The 15675-nt window shown below is 68.1% G+C and carries 15 protein-coding genes; 4 read left to right on the top strand and 11 right to left on the bottom strand.

From position 1 onward, the window contains the following. Nucleotides 1–49: 49 nt before the first annotated feature. Together M9979_RS09620 and queF are read right to left on the bottom strand one after the other, a co-directional pair. Nucleotides 50–2323 (bottom strand): glycosyltransferase family 4 protein, encoded by a 2274-nt coding sequence (locus M9979_RS09620; protein WP_254289144.1) that lies wholly within the window; start codon nt 2321–2323, stop codon nt 50–52. 122 nt (nt 2324–2445) lie between these two features. Continuing rightward, a complete protein-coding gene (gene queF, locus M9979_RS09625; RefSeq protein WP_254289145.1) occupies nt 2446–2892 on the bottom strand; it encodes a preQ(1) synthase in 447 nt (148 codons plus the stop codon). A 29-nt stretch (nt 2893–2921) separates the two neighbouring features. On the opposite strand from queF, the gene M9979_RS09630 reads away from it, so the two are divergent. From M9979_RS09630 to metC, 3 genes are all read left to right on the top strand, one after another. Then, nucleotides 2922–4466 carry a cryptochrome/photolyase family protein gene (locus M9979_RS09630; protein WP_254289146.1) on the top strand — a complete coding sequence of 515 codons (1545 nt, stop codon included), beginning with the start codon at nt 2922–2924 and terminating at the stop codon, nt 4464–4466. Nucleotides 4467–4531: 65 nt separating this feature from the next. Next, a complete protein-coding gene (gene sseA / locus M9979_RS09635) occupies nt 4532–5395 on the top strand; it encodes a 3-mercaptopyruvate sulfurtransferase (RefSeq protein WP_254289147.1) in 864 nt (287 codons plus the stop codon). Further along, nucleotides 5385–6587, top strand: a complete 1203-nt coding sequence (metC, locus tag M9979_RS09640; RefSeq protein ID WP_254289148.1) for a cystathionine beta-lyase — start codon at nt 5385–5387, stop codon at nt 6585–6587. Before sseA ends, metC begins: the two co-directional genes overlap by 11 nt. A gap of 149 nt (nt 6588–6736) precedes the next feature. Here the strand turns inward: metC and M9979_RS09645 are convergent, their stop codons facing one another. The 7 genes from M9979_RS09645 to M9979_RS09675 form a co-directional block, all read right to left on the bottom strand. Beyond that, on the bottom strand, nt 6737–7150 hold the full coding sequence (locus tag M9979_RS09645) for a DUF3035 domain-containing protein (protein ID WP_254289149.1): 414 nt from the start codon (nt 7148–7150) through the stop codon (nt 6737–6739). After that, complete coding sequence (gene lspA, locus M9979_RS09650) at nt 7143–7652, bottom strand: signal peptidase II (protein WP_254289150.1); 510 nt, start codon at nt 7650–7652, stop codon at nt 7143–7145. Before lspA ends, M9979_RS09645 begins: the two co-directional genes overlap by 8 nt. Continuing rightward, nucleotides 7645–10431 (bottom strand): isoleucine--tRNA ligase, encoded by a 2787-nt coding sequence (gene ileS, locus M9979_RS09655; protein ID WP_254289151.1) that lies wholly within the window; start codon nt 10429–10431, stop codon nt 7645–7647. Before ileS ends, lspA begins: the two co-directional genes overlap by 8 nt. A 57-nt stretch (nt 10432–10488) precedes the next feature. Then, nucleotides 10489–11415: a bifunctional riboflavin kinase/FAD synthetase gene (locus M9979_RS09660; protein ID WP_254289152.1), complete on the bottom strand. Its 927-nt coding sequence runs from the start codon at nt 11413–11415 to the stop codon at nt 10489–10491. A gap of 10 nt (nt 11416–11425) precedes the next feature. Next, nucleotides 11426–11563 (bottom strand): hypothetical protein, encoded by a 138-nt coding sequence (locus M9979_RS09665; RefSeq protein ID WP_340689061.1) that lies wholly within the window; start codon nt 11561–11563, stop codon nt 11426–11428. Between the two features lie 150 nt (nt 11564–11713). Next, entirely contained in the window at nt 11714–12181 is a 468-nt protein-coding gene (locus M9979_RS09670) for a dihydrofolate reductase (RefSeq protein ID WP_254289153.1), read from the bottom strand. Beyond that, on the bottom strand, nt 12178–12972 hold the full coding sequence (locus M9979_RS09675) for a thymidylate synthase (protein WP_254289154.1): 795 nt from the start codon (nt 12970–12972) through the stop codon (nt 12178–12180). The genes M9979_RS09670 and M9979_RS09675 overlap by 4 nt, the downstream gene beginning before the upstream one ends. On the opposite strand from M9979_RS09675, the gene M9979_RS09680 reads away from it, so the two are divergent. Continuing rightward, a complete protein-coding gene (locus M9979_RS09680) occupies nt 12971–13459 on the top strand; it encodes a JAB domain-containing protein (protein ID WP_254289155.1) in 489 nt (162 codons plus the stop codon). The two genes, M9979_RS09675 and M9979_RS09680, sit on opposite strands and share 2 nt — an antisense overlap. Nucleotides 13460–13747: 288 nt before the next feature. On the opposite strand, the gene M9979_RS09685 is transcribed toward M9979_RS09680, so the two are convergent. Beyond that, nucleotides 13748–14476: a class I SAM-dependent methyltransferase gene (locus M9979_RS09685; RefSeq protein WP_422921874.1), complete on the bottom strand. Its 729-nt coding sequence runs from the start codon at nt 14474–14476 to the stop codon at nt 13748–13750. Further along, nucleotides 14473–15600 carry a peptide chain release factor 2 gene (prfB, locus tag M9979_RS09690; protein ID WP_254289156.1) on the bottom strand — a complete coding sequence of 376 codons (1128 nt, stop codon included), beginning with the start codon at nt 15598–15600 and terminating at the stop codon, nt 14473–14475. Before prfB ends, M9979_RS09685 begins: the two co-directional genes overlap by 4 nt. Nucleotides 15601–15675: the final 75 nt, after the last annotated feature.

Genomic DNA, 15675 nt, shown 5'->3' on the forward strand with positions numbered 1-15675 from the left:
TCGCAGCCTCGCCGTCCGATCGGTGTATACGCCGCCGCCGCCCGAAGGATCAGGCGACGACGCGCGAGGTCCCTGCCACGCCTTGGGTCGCCTTTGAAAGCCCCGAAATCGCACAACTGGCCAGTTGCAGCGCCAAAATCGACTCCGCGCCCTGGTTGCGGTTGAGCCCGGTCGGCATCAGCCCGTCGAAACAGCCGCCGTCCGCGGGGCTGGCGAGCGGCAGGTCGAGGTCGTTGTGACCGAGATACCAGCCATAGGCACGCTCCGCTTCCGCCACCCAGCGCGGGTCGGCGGTCGCGTCCCAGGCGGAGATGCAGGCATCGACGGTCGCCTGCGCCTCGAGCGGCTGCTGGTCGAACTGCAGCGGATCGGCATAGGGGCGGCCGAAGCTCTCCGTCCCCACCGCGCGGAAGCGGCCTTCGGGCGAGGTCTGCTTGGCGACGATCCAGTCGAGCGTCTCCAGCCCGCAGGTCACCAGATCGTCGCGGCCCAGCGCCTGGCCGGCGACGATCAGCGCCTGTGGCAGGCGGGCGTTGTCGTAGGCGAGCACGATCTCGAACCATTCCCATTCGGGCCGACGCGCCGCGGCAAGCAGCGCGAGGTGATCGTCGGGGAAGCGGACGAGGATCGAGCGCGCGAGCTCATGCCCCGGCGACGCCTCCAGCATCGCCGCCGCGCCGAGCATCGCGAACGATTGCGCACGCAGCGAGCCGAGGTCGAGCGCGCAGCTGGCGGTTGCGTCGAACATCGCGCGCGCCCAGTCGCGGTGCTTGGGATCGCGGGCATCGCGCGCGACGACGCCCAGCGCCCAGACCGCGCGGCCGTTCGAATCCTCCGACCCCACGTCCTCGCACCACGTCCGGTCGAAGTTCATGAAGTTGCGGAAGCGCCGCTCGTCGGGGTTCCACGCATACTGGACGAAGGATGCGTAGATCGTCGTCCATTTGTCGCGCGCGACCGGATCGATATCGTCCATCGCGGTGACGAACATCAGCGCGCGGGCATTGTCGTCGATGCAATAGCCGTGGCGGCGGTCGGGCACCGAATAGATCGAATGCTGCAGCATGCCGGTGGCATCGCTCATCCGCTCGACCGCGGCGAAATTGGGCGCGAGCGCGCGGATCGCCTGCGGCGCCTGCGTCAGCCTCCTAGGGCGGGCGGCGACGGCGACCTCGGTCTCGTGCAGCGCCGCCTCGGCGAGGCGCGGCCAGATCATCGTGCGGCCGCGGTCGTAGGCGCGCTGCGCCAGCCGGGTGCGATCGCGGGTGCTCGACAGCAGCCGGTCGATCTCGCGCGCGAAGGCGGCGGCGTCGCGGAAATCGACCAAGACGCCATGGCCGTCGGCGAGGATCTCGGTCGCATGGACGTACGGTGTCGAGACCACCGCCTTGCCGACGCCGACCGCATAGGACAGCGTGCCCGAGGTGATCTGCGCCGGGTTGAGATAGGGCGTCGCGTAGATGTCCGCGGCCTGGAGGTAGTCGATCAGCTCGTCATGTTCGAGGAAGGCATCGACGAAGGCGATGTTGCCGCCGACGCCCTGTTCCTCGGCGAGCGCCTTCAGCCGGTCGCGATAGGCCTCGCCCTCGTGCGCGACGAGATTGGGGTGGGTCGCGCCGAGCACGACGTAGAGCAGGTTGGGGTGACGCTCGGCGATCGCGGGCAGCGCCTCGATGATCGTCTCGATCCCCTTGCCGGGCGCGAGCAGGCCGAAGGTCAGGACGACGTCGCGCCCCTGCCAGCCGAAGCGCGGCTTCAGCGTCTCGGGATCGACGAACGGGCGGTCGGGGACGCCGTGCGGGATCATCGCGATCTGGCGCGGGTTGGCGCCATAGACGCGGCGCAAGATGTCGCGGCCGCGCTCGGCCATCACCACCACCTTGGCGGCGCGGCGCAGCAGACCTTCAAGCACGCGGCGCTCGTCGGCATTGGGCTTTTCGAGCACGGTGTGCAGCGTCACGATCACGGGCAGCGTCGTGCGATCGAGCAGCGCGAGCAGATGCTCGCCCGCCGGGCCGCCGTAGATGCCATATTCGTGCTGGACCCAGATCGCCTGCGCGCCGCTCGCCTCGATCGTGCGCGCGGTCGCCAGATAGGCGGACAGCTCGTGCTGCGGGATGCTGCCGGTCACCGCGGGGGGATAGGCGTAACGGCCGGGATGGTCGTCCATCGCATAGACGTCGACGGTGACGTCGGGGAAGCGATCGCGCATCGCCTGCCACACATCGGTGGTGAAGGTCGCAAGGCCGCACTGGCGGGGCAGGAAATTGCCGATCATCGCCAGATGCCTGATCGCGTCGCCGCTCGCCGCCGTCGTTGCCATGCCGTTCCCTCGCTGATGCAACATTGTGGACGAACCACAACCTTGCGGGGCGATGAACGGCTGATCGATCAAAAGGTTGCAGAGTTGTTGCACTGCACCCAGGCCGAATGCGCTGATCTGGATCAACCGCGTCCGCGGTACGGTGGCACGCCCTGATCGGGCAGCCACAGGTCGGCGGGCGGCGGGCCGGACTGCCAGAAGACGTCGATCGGAATGCCGCCGCGCGGATACCAATAGCCGCCGATGCGCAGCCACTGAGGGCGCATCTCGTCGAACAGCCGCTGGCCGATGCCGACGGTGCAATCCTCGTGGAAGCCCGCATGGTTGCGGAACGCGCCGAGGAAGAGCTTCAGCGACTTCGATTCGACGATCGTCTCGCCTGGCGCATAATCGATGACGAGATGCGCGAAATCGGGCTGGCCGGTGACCGGGCACAGCGAGGTGAATTCGGGCACCGCGAACCGCACCAGATAGGTCGTGCCGACGCGCGGGTTGGGAACATAATCGAGCACCGCCTCTTCGGGAGAAGCGGGCAGCTGGCTGGTCTGGCCGAGATGCTTTGGGGTCATGCCCCGCCATGTAGGACGTCGACCCCGATATGAAAACGCTCGTTCCGGTGCTCGGCGATCAGCTGACCCCCACGCTCTCCTCGCTGCGCGACGCCGATCCCGCCGACACGGTCGTGCTGATGATGGAGGTCGGCGACGAGACGACCTACGTCCGTCACCACAAGCAGAAGATCGCCTATATCCTGTCGGCGATGCGCCACCACGCCGCGGCGCTGGCGGCGGCGGGCTGGACCGTCGATTACGTCCACCTCGACGATCCCGACAATAGCGGCAGCTTCACCGGCGAGATCGCCCGCGCCGTCCAGCGCCACGCGCCCGAGCGGATCGTCGTCACCGAGGCGGGCGAGTGGCGCGTCGTCGCGATGATCGACAGCTGGGAGACGCTGTTCGGCCTGCCCGTCGAGATCCGCAGCGACGACCGCTTCCTCTGCGACCATGCCGAGTTCGACGCCTGGGCGAAGGACCGCAACCAGCTGACGATGGAGTTCTTCTATCGCGTCATGCGCCGCAAGACCGGGCTGCTGATGGACGGCACCAAACCCGTCGGGGATCGCTGGAATTTCGACAAGGAGAATCGCAAGCCGGCCAAGAACGACCTGTTCATGCCGCGCCCGCACGCCTTCGCGCCCGATGCGGTGACGGAGCAAGTGCTAGCGCTGGTCGCCGAGCGCTTCGCGGATCACCCCGGCAGCCTCGACGACTTCGCCTATGCGGTGACCGCGGCGGACGCCGAGAAGCAGGCGGCCTATTTCTTCGAAAAGGCGTTGCCGCAGTTCGGCGATTACGAGGATGCGATGCTGACCGGCGAGCGCCATCTGTGGCATTCGATCCTGTCGCCCTACATCAATTCGGGGCTGCTCGATCCGCTCGACCTGTGCCGCCGCGCTGAGGCGGAATATCGCGCCGGCCGTGCCCCGCTCAATTCGGTCGAGGGCTATATCCGCCAGATCATCGGCTGGCGGGAGTACATGCGCGGCATCTACTGGCGCGAAGGGCCGGACTACGTCACGCGCAACTTCCTCGATCACCACCGCAAGCTGCCCGGCTGGTACTGGACCGGCGACACCGACATGTACTGCCTCAAGGAAGCGATCGGCCAGACGCTCGGGACGGCGCACGCGCATCACATCCAGCGGCTGATGGTGACGGGCAATTTCGCATTGCTGATCGGCGCCGACCCGGCCGAGGTGCATCGCTGGTATCTCGAAGTCTATATCGACGCCTATGAATGGGTCGAGCTGCCCAATACGCTCGGCATGAGCCAGTTCGGCGACGGCGGCCTGCTCGGTTCGAAACCGTACATCTCGTCGGGCGCGTACATCGATCGGATGAGCGACTATTGCGGGCATTGCCGCTATGACGTGAAGCAGCGGATCGGACCGGACGCGTGTCCGTTCAATGCGCTCTATTGGGATTTCCTGGCGCGGCACGCGGACAGGCTGGGCGACAATCCCCGGCTTCGCATGCCATATCGTACGTGGAACAGGCAATCTGCGCAATCTCAGGACGAAACACGGCATCAATCTGAAATTTTCTTGCAAAGCCTCGACAACGAGTCCGAATCTGCCTATTGAGGATGCCGGGCACTCCTCCCCAGCGTAGCCCGAGCGTAAACGTGCAAACGTGAATGGAGAGAGTGATGGACGCGTTGGTGACGACCGAATGGCTGGCCGGGGAACTCGGCGCGAGCGATCTCAGGATCGTCGATGCCACCTATTTCGCCAATTTCCCCGGCGAGGCGCCCCGCGACGCGGCGGCCGAATATGAGGCGGCGCACATTCCGGGCGCGGTGTTCATGAACCTCGGCGATCTGCGCGATACCGACAGCGACCTGCCGATGATGCTGCCGTCGGCGGAGAAATTCGCCAGCCGCATGCAGAGCCTGGGCCTCGGCGACGGCAGCCGCATCGTGCTCTACGACAATTCGCCGCATCACACCGCGGCGCGCGCATGGTGGATGCTGCGCACCTTCGGCGCGCACGACGTCGCGATCCTCGATGGCGGTTTCGCCAAATGGCAGGCCGAGGGCCGCGAGACGACGAGCGGCAAGGAGCAATTGCGCCACCGCCACTTCACCGTCTGGGCGGATGCCAAGAACGTGCGCACGCTCGACCAGATGAAGGCCAATGTCGACAGCGGCGCCGAACAGGTGGTCGACGCCCGCTCGGCCGCGCGCTTCACCGGCGAGGAGCCCGATCCGCGCCCCGCGACGCATGCCGGCCATATCCCGGGCTCGCACAACCTGCCGCAGGGGACGCTGTTCAACGCCGACGGCACTTGGAAGCAGGGCGAGGCGTTGCGCGAGGCCTTCGCCACCGCCGGCGTCGATCTCGACCGGCCGATGGTCGCGACATGCGGCTCGGGGATCACCGCCGCGGTGCTCGCGTTCGGCGCGCATCTGGTCGGCAAGGCCATGCCGATCTATGATGGCAGCTGGTCGGAATGGGGAGCGGATCGCTCGACGCCCAAGGCCATGGGAGCCAGGGAAACCGTTGACGCGTGACACCAAGACCGACCGCGTTCTGGGCGACGCCACCCGCGTCGTCCAGGCCGGCCGGCGTCCGGAATGGACGCAGGGGATCGTCAACCCGCCGGTATGGCGCGCGTCGACGGTCCTCTACGACAGCATCGCCGATCTGCGCGCCAATGCCGGGCGCGACACGCACCATCGGCTCTATTACGGCCGCCGCGGCACGCCGACGCAATGGAGCCTCGCCGACGCGCTGACGAGCCTCGAGCCGGGGGCGGAGGCGACCTTCCTCTACCCTTCGGGCGTCGCGGCGATCGCGGCGGCGCTGCTGTCGGTGCTGTCGCCGGGCGACGAACTGCTGCTGGTCGACAGCGCCTACGACCCCACCCGCGGGCAGGCGATGCAGTTGCTCAAGCGCTTCGGCATCACGACGCGCTTCTACGATCCGCTGATCGGTGCCGGCATCGCCGATCTGGTCGGCCCGAATACCAGGGCGATCTTCCTCGAAAGCCCGGGCAGCCTGACCTTCGAGGTGCAGGACGTGCCGGCAATCGTCGCGGTCGCCAAGCGCCAAGGGCTGACGACGCTGCTCGACAACACCTGGGCGACGCCGCTGTTCTTTCCGGCGATCGAGAAGGGCATCGACCTCACCATCCTCGCCGCGACAAAGTACGTCGTCGGGCATAGCGACGCGATGCTGGGCTCGGTCACCGCCGCGCCCGGGCATTTCGCGCGGTTGCGCGATATGAGCTTCCAATTGGGGCAGGTCGCCTCCCCCGACGACAGCTGGCTGGGCAGCCGGGGCCTGCGCACGATGGCGGTGCGGCTGGCGCAGCATCAGGCGAGCGCGCTCGAGATCGCGCGCTGGCTCGCGGCGCGGCCCGAGGTAGCGCAGGTGCTGCACCCGGCGCTGCCCTCCTGCCCCGGCCACGAATATTGGGCGCGCGACTTCAAGGGATCGAGCGGGCTGTTCTCGTTCGTCCTCAACGGCGGCGACGAGCGCGCGCGGGCGGCGCTGATCGACAGCCTCGACCTGTTCGGCATCGGCTACAGCTGGGGCGGGTTCGAGAGCCTCGCCATCCCCGCCGACCCGGCGCGCATCCGCACCGCCGCGCCGCGCGACTATGCCGGGCCGCTGGTCCGCCTGCAGATCGGGCTGGAGGACGCCGGCGACCTGATCGCCGATCTGGAGCACGGGCTGGCGGCGTTCAGGGCGGCATTGTAGGCTACCGCTGCCCCAAATATTACGTCACCCCGGACTCGTTCCGGGGTCCACGCCGCGGCGAGGCAAACGGCTAGAGCCTCTTGCTGCACGCTTGCGGCCCGGTGGCCCCCGGAACAAGTCCGGGGTGACGGGTAGCGTGCGGATGGGGCCTACTTCGTCGCCGACGCCTTCGCGTCCTGCCCGTCACCTTCCGGTGCCGCGACGATGTCGCGCGTCGTCGCGCCCTTGTCGACGACGTTGGTCGCGGGGTCGCCGACCGACGAACGGATGCCGGCGTCCGCCGTATCGCCGCCGGCCTGGTTGACGACGCCGTTCTCCGCGGCGCTGCGCTGCGTGTTGCCGCCGAACAGCGCGTCGAGCGTCTGCGCGGTATTGGCATTGTCCTGCGGGCGCGCCGCACCCGGCTGCGGCGGCACCAGCGCATAATCGGGCGGGATCACCAGCGGCGCCTGGCGCGCGACGGCGAATTCGTCGGGACGCGCACGATCGTAGCCGCGCTTGCCGCAGCCCGAGAGGAGGAGGACGCAGGCGAGGCCGGCGAGAATCGGAACTGACTTACGCATGGGGATTCTCCGAGGAAACATCGCGCTTGTCGCGCATCAGGAGCGCGCGGACAAGCAGCACCAGCACGCCAAGGGTGATCGCCGCATCGGCGACGTTGAAGACGAGGAACGGCCGCCAGTCGCCGAAGTGCAGGTCGGCGAAATCGACGACATAGCCGAAGCGCACGCGGTCGACGATATTGCCGAGCGCACCGCCGAGGATCGCACCCAGCGCGATCCGGTCGGCGCGGTTGGGCTCGCGTGTCATCCACACCGCGACCGCCACCGCGATCGCCCCGGTCATCGCCACCAGCGCCCAGCGCATCGTGTTGCTGTCGGCGTGAAGCAGCCCCAGCGAGATGCCGTGGTTGGCGACGAAGCGCAGGTTGAAGAAGGACGTGATCGTCCGCTCCGCGGTCAGCTCGTCGAGTTTCAGCACGTCGGTGATCGCGAACTTCGATGCCTGATCGGCGAGGAAGAGTAGCGCGGCGGTGACGAGGCCCGCGGTCGGCAGCTTACGCATGCACCACGGCCTCGCAACGCGCGCACAGGTCACCGTCCGCGCTCACCTCGGGCAAGTGGCGCCAGCAGCGCCCGCACTTGAGGTAATCGGTGCGCGTTACCGCCACCTCCTCGCCCTGCCCGACCTTCGCCACGATGAACGTCTCGGCCAGTGCCGCCGCCGACAGCGGCAGTTCGGGGACGGTCACCTCCGCCTCCAGACTCGATCGCACCGTCTTCTCGCGGCGCAGCGGCTCGATCGCCTCGGTCACCGTCGTGCGCAGGCGGCGGACGTCGGCCCAGTCGGTGCTGAGCGGCTCGTCGCCGGGCAGCGCCGGTAGTTCGGGCCATTCGAGGAAATGCACCGATCCGTCCGCGCTCGGGAAACGCGCCTGCCACACTTCCTCGGCGGTGAAGCACAGGATCGGCGCGGCGTAACGGACGAGCGCATGGAACAGCGTGTCGAGCACCGTCCGGTAGGCGCGCCGCTTCGGATCGGTCGCCGCATCGCAATAGAGCGAATCCTTGCGGATATCGAAGAAGAACGCCGACAGATCCTCGTTGGCGAAGTCGGTCAGGCGCCGCAGATAACGGTTGAGCTCATAGCCGTCCGCCGCCTCGCGCAGGTCCATGTCGAGCTGGCCGAGCAGGGTGAGCACGTAGCGCTCCAGCTCGGGCATCGCCTCCACCTCGACCCGCTCGCTCTCGTCGAACCCGTCGAGCGCGCCGAGCAGGTAGCGGAAGGTGTTGCGCAGCTTGCGATAGCCGTCGGATGCCGTGCCGAGCACCTCCTTGCCGATGCGCACGTCGTCGAAATAGTCGGTCGAGGCGACCCACATGCGCAATATGTCGGCGCCGCTCTCGCCGATCACCTTCAGCGGATCGACGACGTTGCCGAGGCTCTTCGACATCTTGCGCCCCTGCCCGTCGAGCGCGAAGCCGTGGGTCAGGACCGCGTCATAGGGCGCGCGGCCGCGCGTGCCGCAGCTTTCGAGCAACGACGACTGGAACCAGCCGCGATGCTGGTCGCTGCCTTCGAGGTACAGGTTCGCGCGGACGTCGGCGCCATAGCGCGCTTCGACGGTGAAGACGTGGGTCGAGCCGCTGTCGAACCAGACGTCGAGGATGTCGTTCTGCGGCTCGTAATCGGCGAGATCGTAATCGGGACCGAGCAGCGCCTGATGGTCGGCGGTGAACCATGCGTCGGCGCCGCCGTCGCGGAAGGCGGCGATGATCCGCGCGTTGACCGCGGGGTCGTTAAGATACTCCCCGCTCAAGCGGTTGACGTAGAGCGCGATCGGCACGCCCCAGGCACGCTGGCGGCTGATGACCCAGTCGGGGCGCCCTTCCACCATCGAACGGATGCGGTTGCGGCTGCGCTCGGGCACCCAGCGCGTGTGCTCGATCGCATCCAAGGCGGTCTCGCGCAGCGTCGCGCCGTTGCTCGCCGTCCCCTCGCCGTCGGCGAGGATCGCGCGGTCCATCGGGATGAACCATTGCGGGGTGGCGCGGAAGATCACCTTCGCCTTCGACCGCCACGAATGCGGATAGCTGTGCGCGAAATCGTCGCTCGCCGACAGCAGGGCGCCCGCCTCGCGCAGGTCGGTGCAGATCGGCCCGTCGCTGGCGACGAACTTCTTGTTGATGACGCTGCCCTGTCCGCCGAGCCAGCCCCAGTCGGCGCGGTACATGCCGGCGCCGTCGACCGCGAACACGGGGTCGATCCCGTGCGCCTTGCACAGCAGGAAGTCGTCCTCGCCATGGTCGGGCGCCATGTGGACGAGGCCGGTGCCCGCGTCGCGGGTGACGAACTCGCCCGGCAGGAACGGGCGCGGCTTGGCGAAGAACCCGCCCAGCGCGTGCATCGGATGCTTGGCGGTCGCGCCTTCCAGCGCGGCGCCCTTCACCAGCGCGACGAACTCCTCCATCTTGAGGCCGGTGCGCTTCATGAACGCGCCCATCAGGTTTTCCTCGACGAGGAACCGCCGGCCGCCACAGCCGAACAGCACGTAGTCGAGCGCCGGATTGTAGGCGAGCGCCTGGTTGACGGGAATCGTCCATGGCGTCGTCGTCCAGATCACCGCGGTCGCGCCGACGAGGATGTCGGCTTCCGGCGCGGTCGCGATCTCGAACCCGACGTCGATCTGGGTCGAGACGATGTCCTCATACTCGACCTCCGCCTCGGCCAGCGCGGTCTTCTCGACCGGCGACCACATGACGGGCTTGGCGCCGCGATAGAGCTGGCCGGACTCGGCGAACTTTAGCAATTCGCCGACGATCGTCGCCTCGGCGTCGTAGTTCATCGTCAGGTACGGATCGGCCCAGTCGCCCATCACCCCCAGCCGCTGGAACTGTTCGCGCTGCACGCCGACCCAGCGGTCGGCATAGGCGCGGCATTCGGCGCGGAACTGCGCAACCGGCACCTCGTCCTTGTTCTGCTTCTTCGCCCGATACGCCTCCTCGACCTTCCACTCGATCGGCAGGCCGTGGCAGTCCCAGCCGGGAACATAGGGCGCATCCTTGCCCATCAGCGACTGGCTGCGGACGATGATGTCCTTCAGCACCTTGTTCATCGCATGGCCCATGTGGATGTCGCCATTGGCATAGGGCGGGCCATCGTGGAGGATGAACCGTTCGCGCCCGGCGCGCTGTTCGCGCAGCCGGTCGTAGACGCCGATCGTCGCCCAGCGTTCGAGGATCGCCGGCTCCTTGGCGGCGAGGCCCGCCTTCATCGGAAAATCGGTCTTCGGCAGGAAGACGGTGTCGCGCCAGTCCTTCGGCGTGTCGGGAGCGTCGGTCATAAGGGCTGGGGTCTTATCGTGAGTGTCGCATTCGACAAAGCGCATAAACGACACGGGTTAACCATCGAGCAACGCCCGCGCGCGCGCGCAATCCGCCTCCATCTGCGCGGTCAGCGCGTCAAGCCGATCGAACTTCGCTTCGGGCCGCAGATAGTCGATCAGCGCGACCTCGATTCCCTGGCCGTACAGGTCGCCCGCGAAATCGAAGAAATAGGGTTCGAGCAATTCCTTGGGCGGATCGAACGTCGGCCGGATGCCGAGGTTCGCCGCGCCCTTGAGCACGCGCCCGTCCGCCAGCCGCCCGGTCACCGCATAGATGCCATAAGCGGGACGCAGATATTTGCCCATGTCGAGATTGGCGGTCGGATAGCCGATCGTGCGGCCCAGCTTGTCGCCATGCTGCACCGCGCCTTCTATCGCGAACGGCCGGGTCAACAGTCGCGCCGCACCACGCGGGTCGCCAGCGCGCAGAGCCGCGCGAATGCGGCTCGACGAGACCGGTTCGCCATCCAGCGTCACCGCGCCGACCGTCTCCGCGGTGAAGCCGTGCGCCGCCCCTCGCGCGGCGAGCATCGCGACGTCGCCGCTCTTGCCCTTGCCGAAGGTGAAATCCGCGCCGGTCACCACGCCGGCCACCTGCAGGTTCGCGTGCAGCCGCCCGGCGATGAACGCCTCCGCCGACAGCGCGGCGAGATCGCCGTCGAAGTGGAAGACGACCATCGCATCCACCCCCGCCGCCGCGAACAGCGCGGCACGCTGGTCGAGCGTCGTCAGCCGGAACGGCGGCGTATCGGGCCGGAAATGCCGCACCGGATGTGGATCGAACGTCGCAACCAGCGCCGGCCGCCCCTCGGCGCGCGCGCGCGCGACGGCACGCCCGACCACCGCCTGGTGCCCGAGGTGAAAGCCATCGAAATTGCCGAGCGCGACGATCCCGCCGGCCAAGGCTGGCGGCACCGCCGAGCCGCCGTCCAGCCGCTCCATCGTCCGCGCCTTAGGGCTGGCGCAGCGCCGGGGCAACCATCGGTGACAGGCCGGCGCGCAGCAGCCGCAGCATGTTGCCGCCCAACACCTTGCCGACCTCGTCGGGTTTGAAGCCGCGATCGAGTAGCGCCTGCGTGATCCCGACCAACTGGCTGGTGTTTCAGCACCACCCCCCGTCACCCCGGACGTGTTCCGGGGTCCACCGTGCCGCACGCCCACGCTCACCCCTCAAGCCGTGCGCCTCGCCGCGGAGTGGACCCCGGAACACGTCCGGGGTGACGTGGGATGTGCAGTGAGCTTACCCCCGCACCAACGTCACGAAACTGTACGCCGGCCGCTCGCCCTCCGCCAGGAAGTCCTCGCGTGCCGTCTCGCGCCACCCGGCGAACGCCGGCACGATCGCATCCCCCTGCGCCGCGACGTGCACCTCGGTCAGCTCGATCCGGTCGGCACGGGGCAGGAACAGCGCGAAGACCTCGGCGCCGCCGATCACCGCGACGTCCTCCCCCGCCAGCGCGAGCGCCGCTTCGGGCGTGTGCGCCACCTCCGCGCCCGCCGCCGACCAGGCGGGGTCGCGCGTCAGCACGATGTGCCGCCGGCCCGGCAAGGGCGCGGGGAAGCTTTCGAACGTCTTGCGACCCATCAGCATCGGCCGGCCCATCGTCTGCGCCTTGAACCGCTTCAGGTCGGCGGGCAGCCGCCACGGCAATCGCCCGTCGCGCCCGATCACGCCATTGTCGGCCCGCGCGAGGTGGAAGACGATCATATCGCCACCGGCGCCTTGATATGCGGCTGCGCGACGTAATCGTGCAGGACGAAATCCTCATATGCGTAGGCGTCGATCGCCGGCGGCGTGCGGACGATCTCCAGCCGCGGTAGCGGGCCGGGATCGCGGGTCAGCTGGGTGCGCGCCTGCTCGAGATGGTTGGAATAGAGGTGGCAGTCGCCGCCGGTCCAGACGAACTCGCCGACCGCCAGCCCGCATTGCTGTGCCAGCATGTGGGTCAGCAGCGCATAGCTGGCGATATTGAACGGCACGCCAAGAAAGATGTCCGCCGATCGCTGGTACAATTGCAGCGACAGCTTGCCGTTGGCGACATGCGTCTGGAACAGGCAGTGGCACGGCGCCAACGCCATCGCGTGCAGGTCGCCCGGGTTCCACGCCGACACGATCTGGCGGCGCGAGGCGGGCTGCGTCCTGATCTGCTCGATCAGCTCGCTGATCTGGTCGATGTGGCGGCCGTCCGCCGTCTCCCAGTCGCGCCATTGCTTGCCGTAGACGGGGCCGAGGTCGCCCTGATCGTCCGCCCATTCGTCCCAGATACTCACGCGCTGGTCCTGCAGCCAGCGCACGTTGGTATCGCCGCGCAGGAACCACAGCAGCTCGATGATGATCGAGCGCAGGTGCAGTTTCTTGGTGGTCAGCACGGGAAAGCCCTGCGCGAGATCGAAGCGCATCTGCGCGCCGAAGACGGAGAGCGTGCCGGTGCCCGTCCGGTCCATCTGCTCGGCGCCATGAGTCAGCACGCGGTCCATGAGGTCGAGATATTGGCGCATGTCGCCGCGTACCGCGTGTCGCCCGAGTCGCCAAGCGTGGCGCCGAAACGGACGCGGTCGGCGGTGCACCGGCACGTCCGCGGCGCAAGGGTGCGACATAGCGGCCGCCCTTCCCCTCGCCCCGATCACCGACGCGCGCGCCGCCGCCGCGCTGGTCGCCGACCTGGCGAATGGGGAGGTCGAGCGTGCGGCGGTGCTGTATCTTGATCCGCAATGGAGGTTTCTCGGCCGTCTCGACTTCGCTGGTTCGGCCGCCGCGGTCGCCCCGCCGCTGCGGGCGATCGTCGCCGAAGCGTTCCGCCTCGATGCGATTGCGCTGATCCTTGCGCATGGCCATCCGAGCGGGTGCGCCCGGCCGAGTGCCGGCGACATCGCCTATACGCGCGCGCTGGCGCAGGTGGCGGGGGCGCTCGACATGATGCTGGTGGACCATCTGATCGTCACGGGTCGGGAGGTCACGAGCCTGCGCGAAGCCGGGTTGCTGTAGGCGGGCGTTCGCCACGCGTCCTTCCCCGGCGAAGGCCGGGCCCCAGTTGCGGGAGCGAGTTTGATAGAGCGCAGCATCAGCCAACGACCAGCATCGCAACTGGGCCCCGGCCTTCGCCGGGGAGGAAGCAAAGAAGAAGGCTGTTTCGCGCGAAGACGCGAAGACGCGAAGATGTCGCGCGCGGCGCAGCCTCTCGTCCTGCCATGGCAACCGTCTCGCCGGTGGGAAGGAAAGGCTGCCGCTTCCCCGGCCGCAGCGCCTTCGCGTCTTCGCGCGAAAACCCCGTCCCTACCCCAACACGCAGGGCTTGATCGCCTCCGGCTCCGGCCGTGGCCCGACCGCGCGGAAGGTCGCCATATAGCCGCCCGCCGAGGGCATCTCGGTCATCGCCACCTGCGCATAACCGACCGCCGCGAACTCGCATTTCAGCAGCGCGGGCGGGGTGCCGTGGTTCTGCGTCTGGCGGTTGGCGTCGACCACCACCACCAGCCCGTCGGGCTTGAGCGATGGGCGCAGGCGCCAGAGGAATTCGTAGGGCTGTTCGATCTCGTGGTACATATGGACCATCAGCACGCGGTCGAAGCTGGCGTCGGGCAGCTTGGGGTCGGCGGGCGCGCCCAGGCGTACCGAGACGTTCTCCAGATCCTCGCGTGCGACGCGTTCGGCGAGCGTGTCGCGGACGCCGGCGACGATATCCTCGGCCAGCACGCGCCCCGCCTTGCCGACGCGTTGCGCGAGACGGATGGTGTAATAGCCCTCGCCCGCGCCGATGTCGGCGACGGTCATGCCACGCGCGATGCCGGCCTTGTCCATCACCTCGCCCGCCTCGTTCAGCCGGTCGCGCGCTTCCTCGTTCGACCAGCGCGACGAGACGATATGCGCGACCGGCCGGTCGGCGGCGGGAAAGGCGACCCGCTTTTCGTCACGCTTGATGAGCGGTTTGGACCCGTCGCACGCGGTCAGGCCGAGGCACAGCCCGGCACCGGCAAGCGCGATCAGGACCGGAACGCGGATCAATCGACGTCCTCCACCTCGACCTTTTCGCCGGTCACGCGCTGCGACAGCGCCGCCGCCATGAATGGGTCGAGCGCGCCATCGAGCACGTCGCCCGGTGCGGTCGAGGTCGTGCCGGTGCGCAGGTCCTTCACCAGCTGGTACGGCTGCAGCACGTACGACCGGATCTGATGCCCCCAGCCGATATCGGTCTTGGTGGCGTTCTCGGCATTCGCCGCCTGCTCGCGGATCGCCAGTTCGCGCTCATACAGGCGCGCGCGCAGCTGGTTGTACGCTTCCGCCTTGTTCTTGTGCTGCGACCGCTGGTTCTGGCACTGGACGACGATGCCGGTCGGGATATGCGTGATGCGCACCGCCGAATCGGTCGTGTTGATGTGCTGCCCGCCCGCGCCGGACGCGCGGTACGTGTCGATGCGCAGGTCGCTCTCGTTGTAATCGACGACGATATTGTCGTCGATCACCGGATAGACCCAGACGCTGGAGAAGCTGGTGTGGCGGCGCGCGGCGCTGTCGTACGGGCTGATGCGGACCAGCCGATGGACGCCGCTCTCGGTCTTGGCATAGCCATAGGCGTTCTCGCCCTTGACCAGCAGCGTCGCCGACTTGATCCCCGCCTGTTCGCCGGCGTGATAGTCGATCAGCTCGACCTTCATGCCGCGGCGTTCGGCCCAGCGCGTGTACATGCGCTGCAGCATGCCCGCCCAGTCCTGGCTCTCGGTGCCGCCGGCGCCCGAGTTGATCTCGATATAGGTGTCGTTGGCGTCGGCCTCGCCGGCGAGCAGCGCCTGGATCTTGTCGTGGTCCGCGCGCGCGGCGAGCGCGGCCAGCGCCTCGACGCCGTCCAGCTCCATCGCGGTGTCGCCCTCCGCCTCGGCCATCTCGATCAGTTCGACCGTGTCGTCCATCTCGGACTGGATCGCGCGCGTCGCGCCGATCGCCTCGTCGAGACGGCGGCGCTCGCGCATCACCTCCTGCGCGGCCTTGGGATCGTTCCACAGCGCCTGGTCCTCGACGCGCGCGTTGAGCTCGTCGAGACGGCGGAGCGCACGATCCCAGTCGAGGAACCGGCGCAGCAATGCCAGGGCCTCCTTGATACGATCGACGTGGGATTGCGCTTCGGCGCGCATGGGAACTCTCCAAAAACCAAAAACTGTCATCCCGGCAACGCCGGGATCTCGTGCAACATCGGGATGCCTCACGAG

The sequence above is a fragment of the Sphingomonas liriopis genome (assembly GCF_024211255.1).
In the GTDB taxonomy this organism is placed as follows: Bacteria; Pseudomonadota; Alphaproteobacteria; order Sphingomonadales; family Sphingomonadaceae; genus Sphingomonas; species Sphingomonas liriopis.

Coding starts and splice junctions, on each gene's coding strand:
- lspA (WP_254289150.1), bottom strand. CDS start 7,652: ATGCGTAAGCTGCCGACCGCGGGCCTCGTCACCGCCGCGCTACTCTTC.
- M9979_RS09670 (WP_254289153.1), bottom strand. CDS start 12,181: ATGATCGTCTTCCACCTCGCGCGGGCCGACAATGGCGTGATCGGGCGC.
- M9979_RS09645 (WP_254289149.1), bottom strand. CDS start 7,150: ATGCGTAAGTCAGTTCCGATTCTCGCCGGCCTCGCCTGCGTCCTCCTC.
- prfB (WP_254289156.1), bottom strand. CDS start 15,600: ATGCGCGCCGAAGCGCAATCCCACGTCGATCGTATCAAGGAGGCCCTG.
- queF (WP_254289145.1), bottom strand. CDS start 2,892: ATGACCCCAAAGCATCTCGGCCAGACCAGCCAGCTGCCCGCTTCTCCC.
- M9979_RS09630 (WP_254289146.1), top strand. CDS start 2,922: ATGAAAACGCTCGTTCCGGTGCTCGGCGATCAGCTGACCCCCACGCTC.
- M9979_RS09620 (WP_254289144.1), bottom strand. CDS start 2,323: ATGGCAACGACGGCGGCGAGCGGCGACGCGATCAGGCATCTGGCGATG.
- M9979_RS09660 (WP_254289152.1), bottom strand. CDS start 11,415: ATGGAGCGGCTGGACGGCGGCTCGGCGGTGCCGCCAGCCTTGGCCGGC.
- sseA (WP_254289147.1), top strand. CDS start 4,532: ATGGACGCGTTGGTGACGACCGAATGGCTGGCCGGGGAACTCGGCGCG.
- M9979_RS09680 (WP_254289155.1), top strand. CDS start 12,971: ATGTCGCCGCGTACCGCGTGTCGCCCGAGTCGCCAAGCGTGGCGCCGA.
- ileS (WP_254289151.1), bottom strand. CDS start 10,431: ATGACCGACGCTCCCGACACGCCGAAGGACTGGCGCGACACCGTCTTC.
- M9979_RS09675 (WP_254289154.1), bottom strand. CDS start 12,972: ATGCGCCAATATCTCGACCTCATGGACCGCGTGCTGACTCATGGCGCC.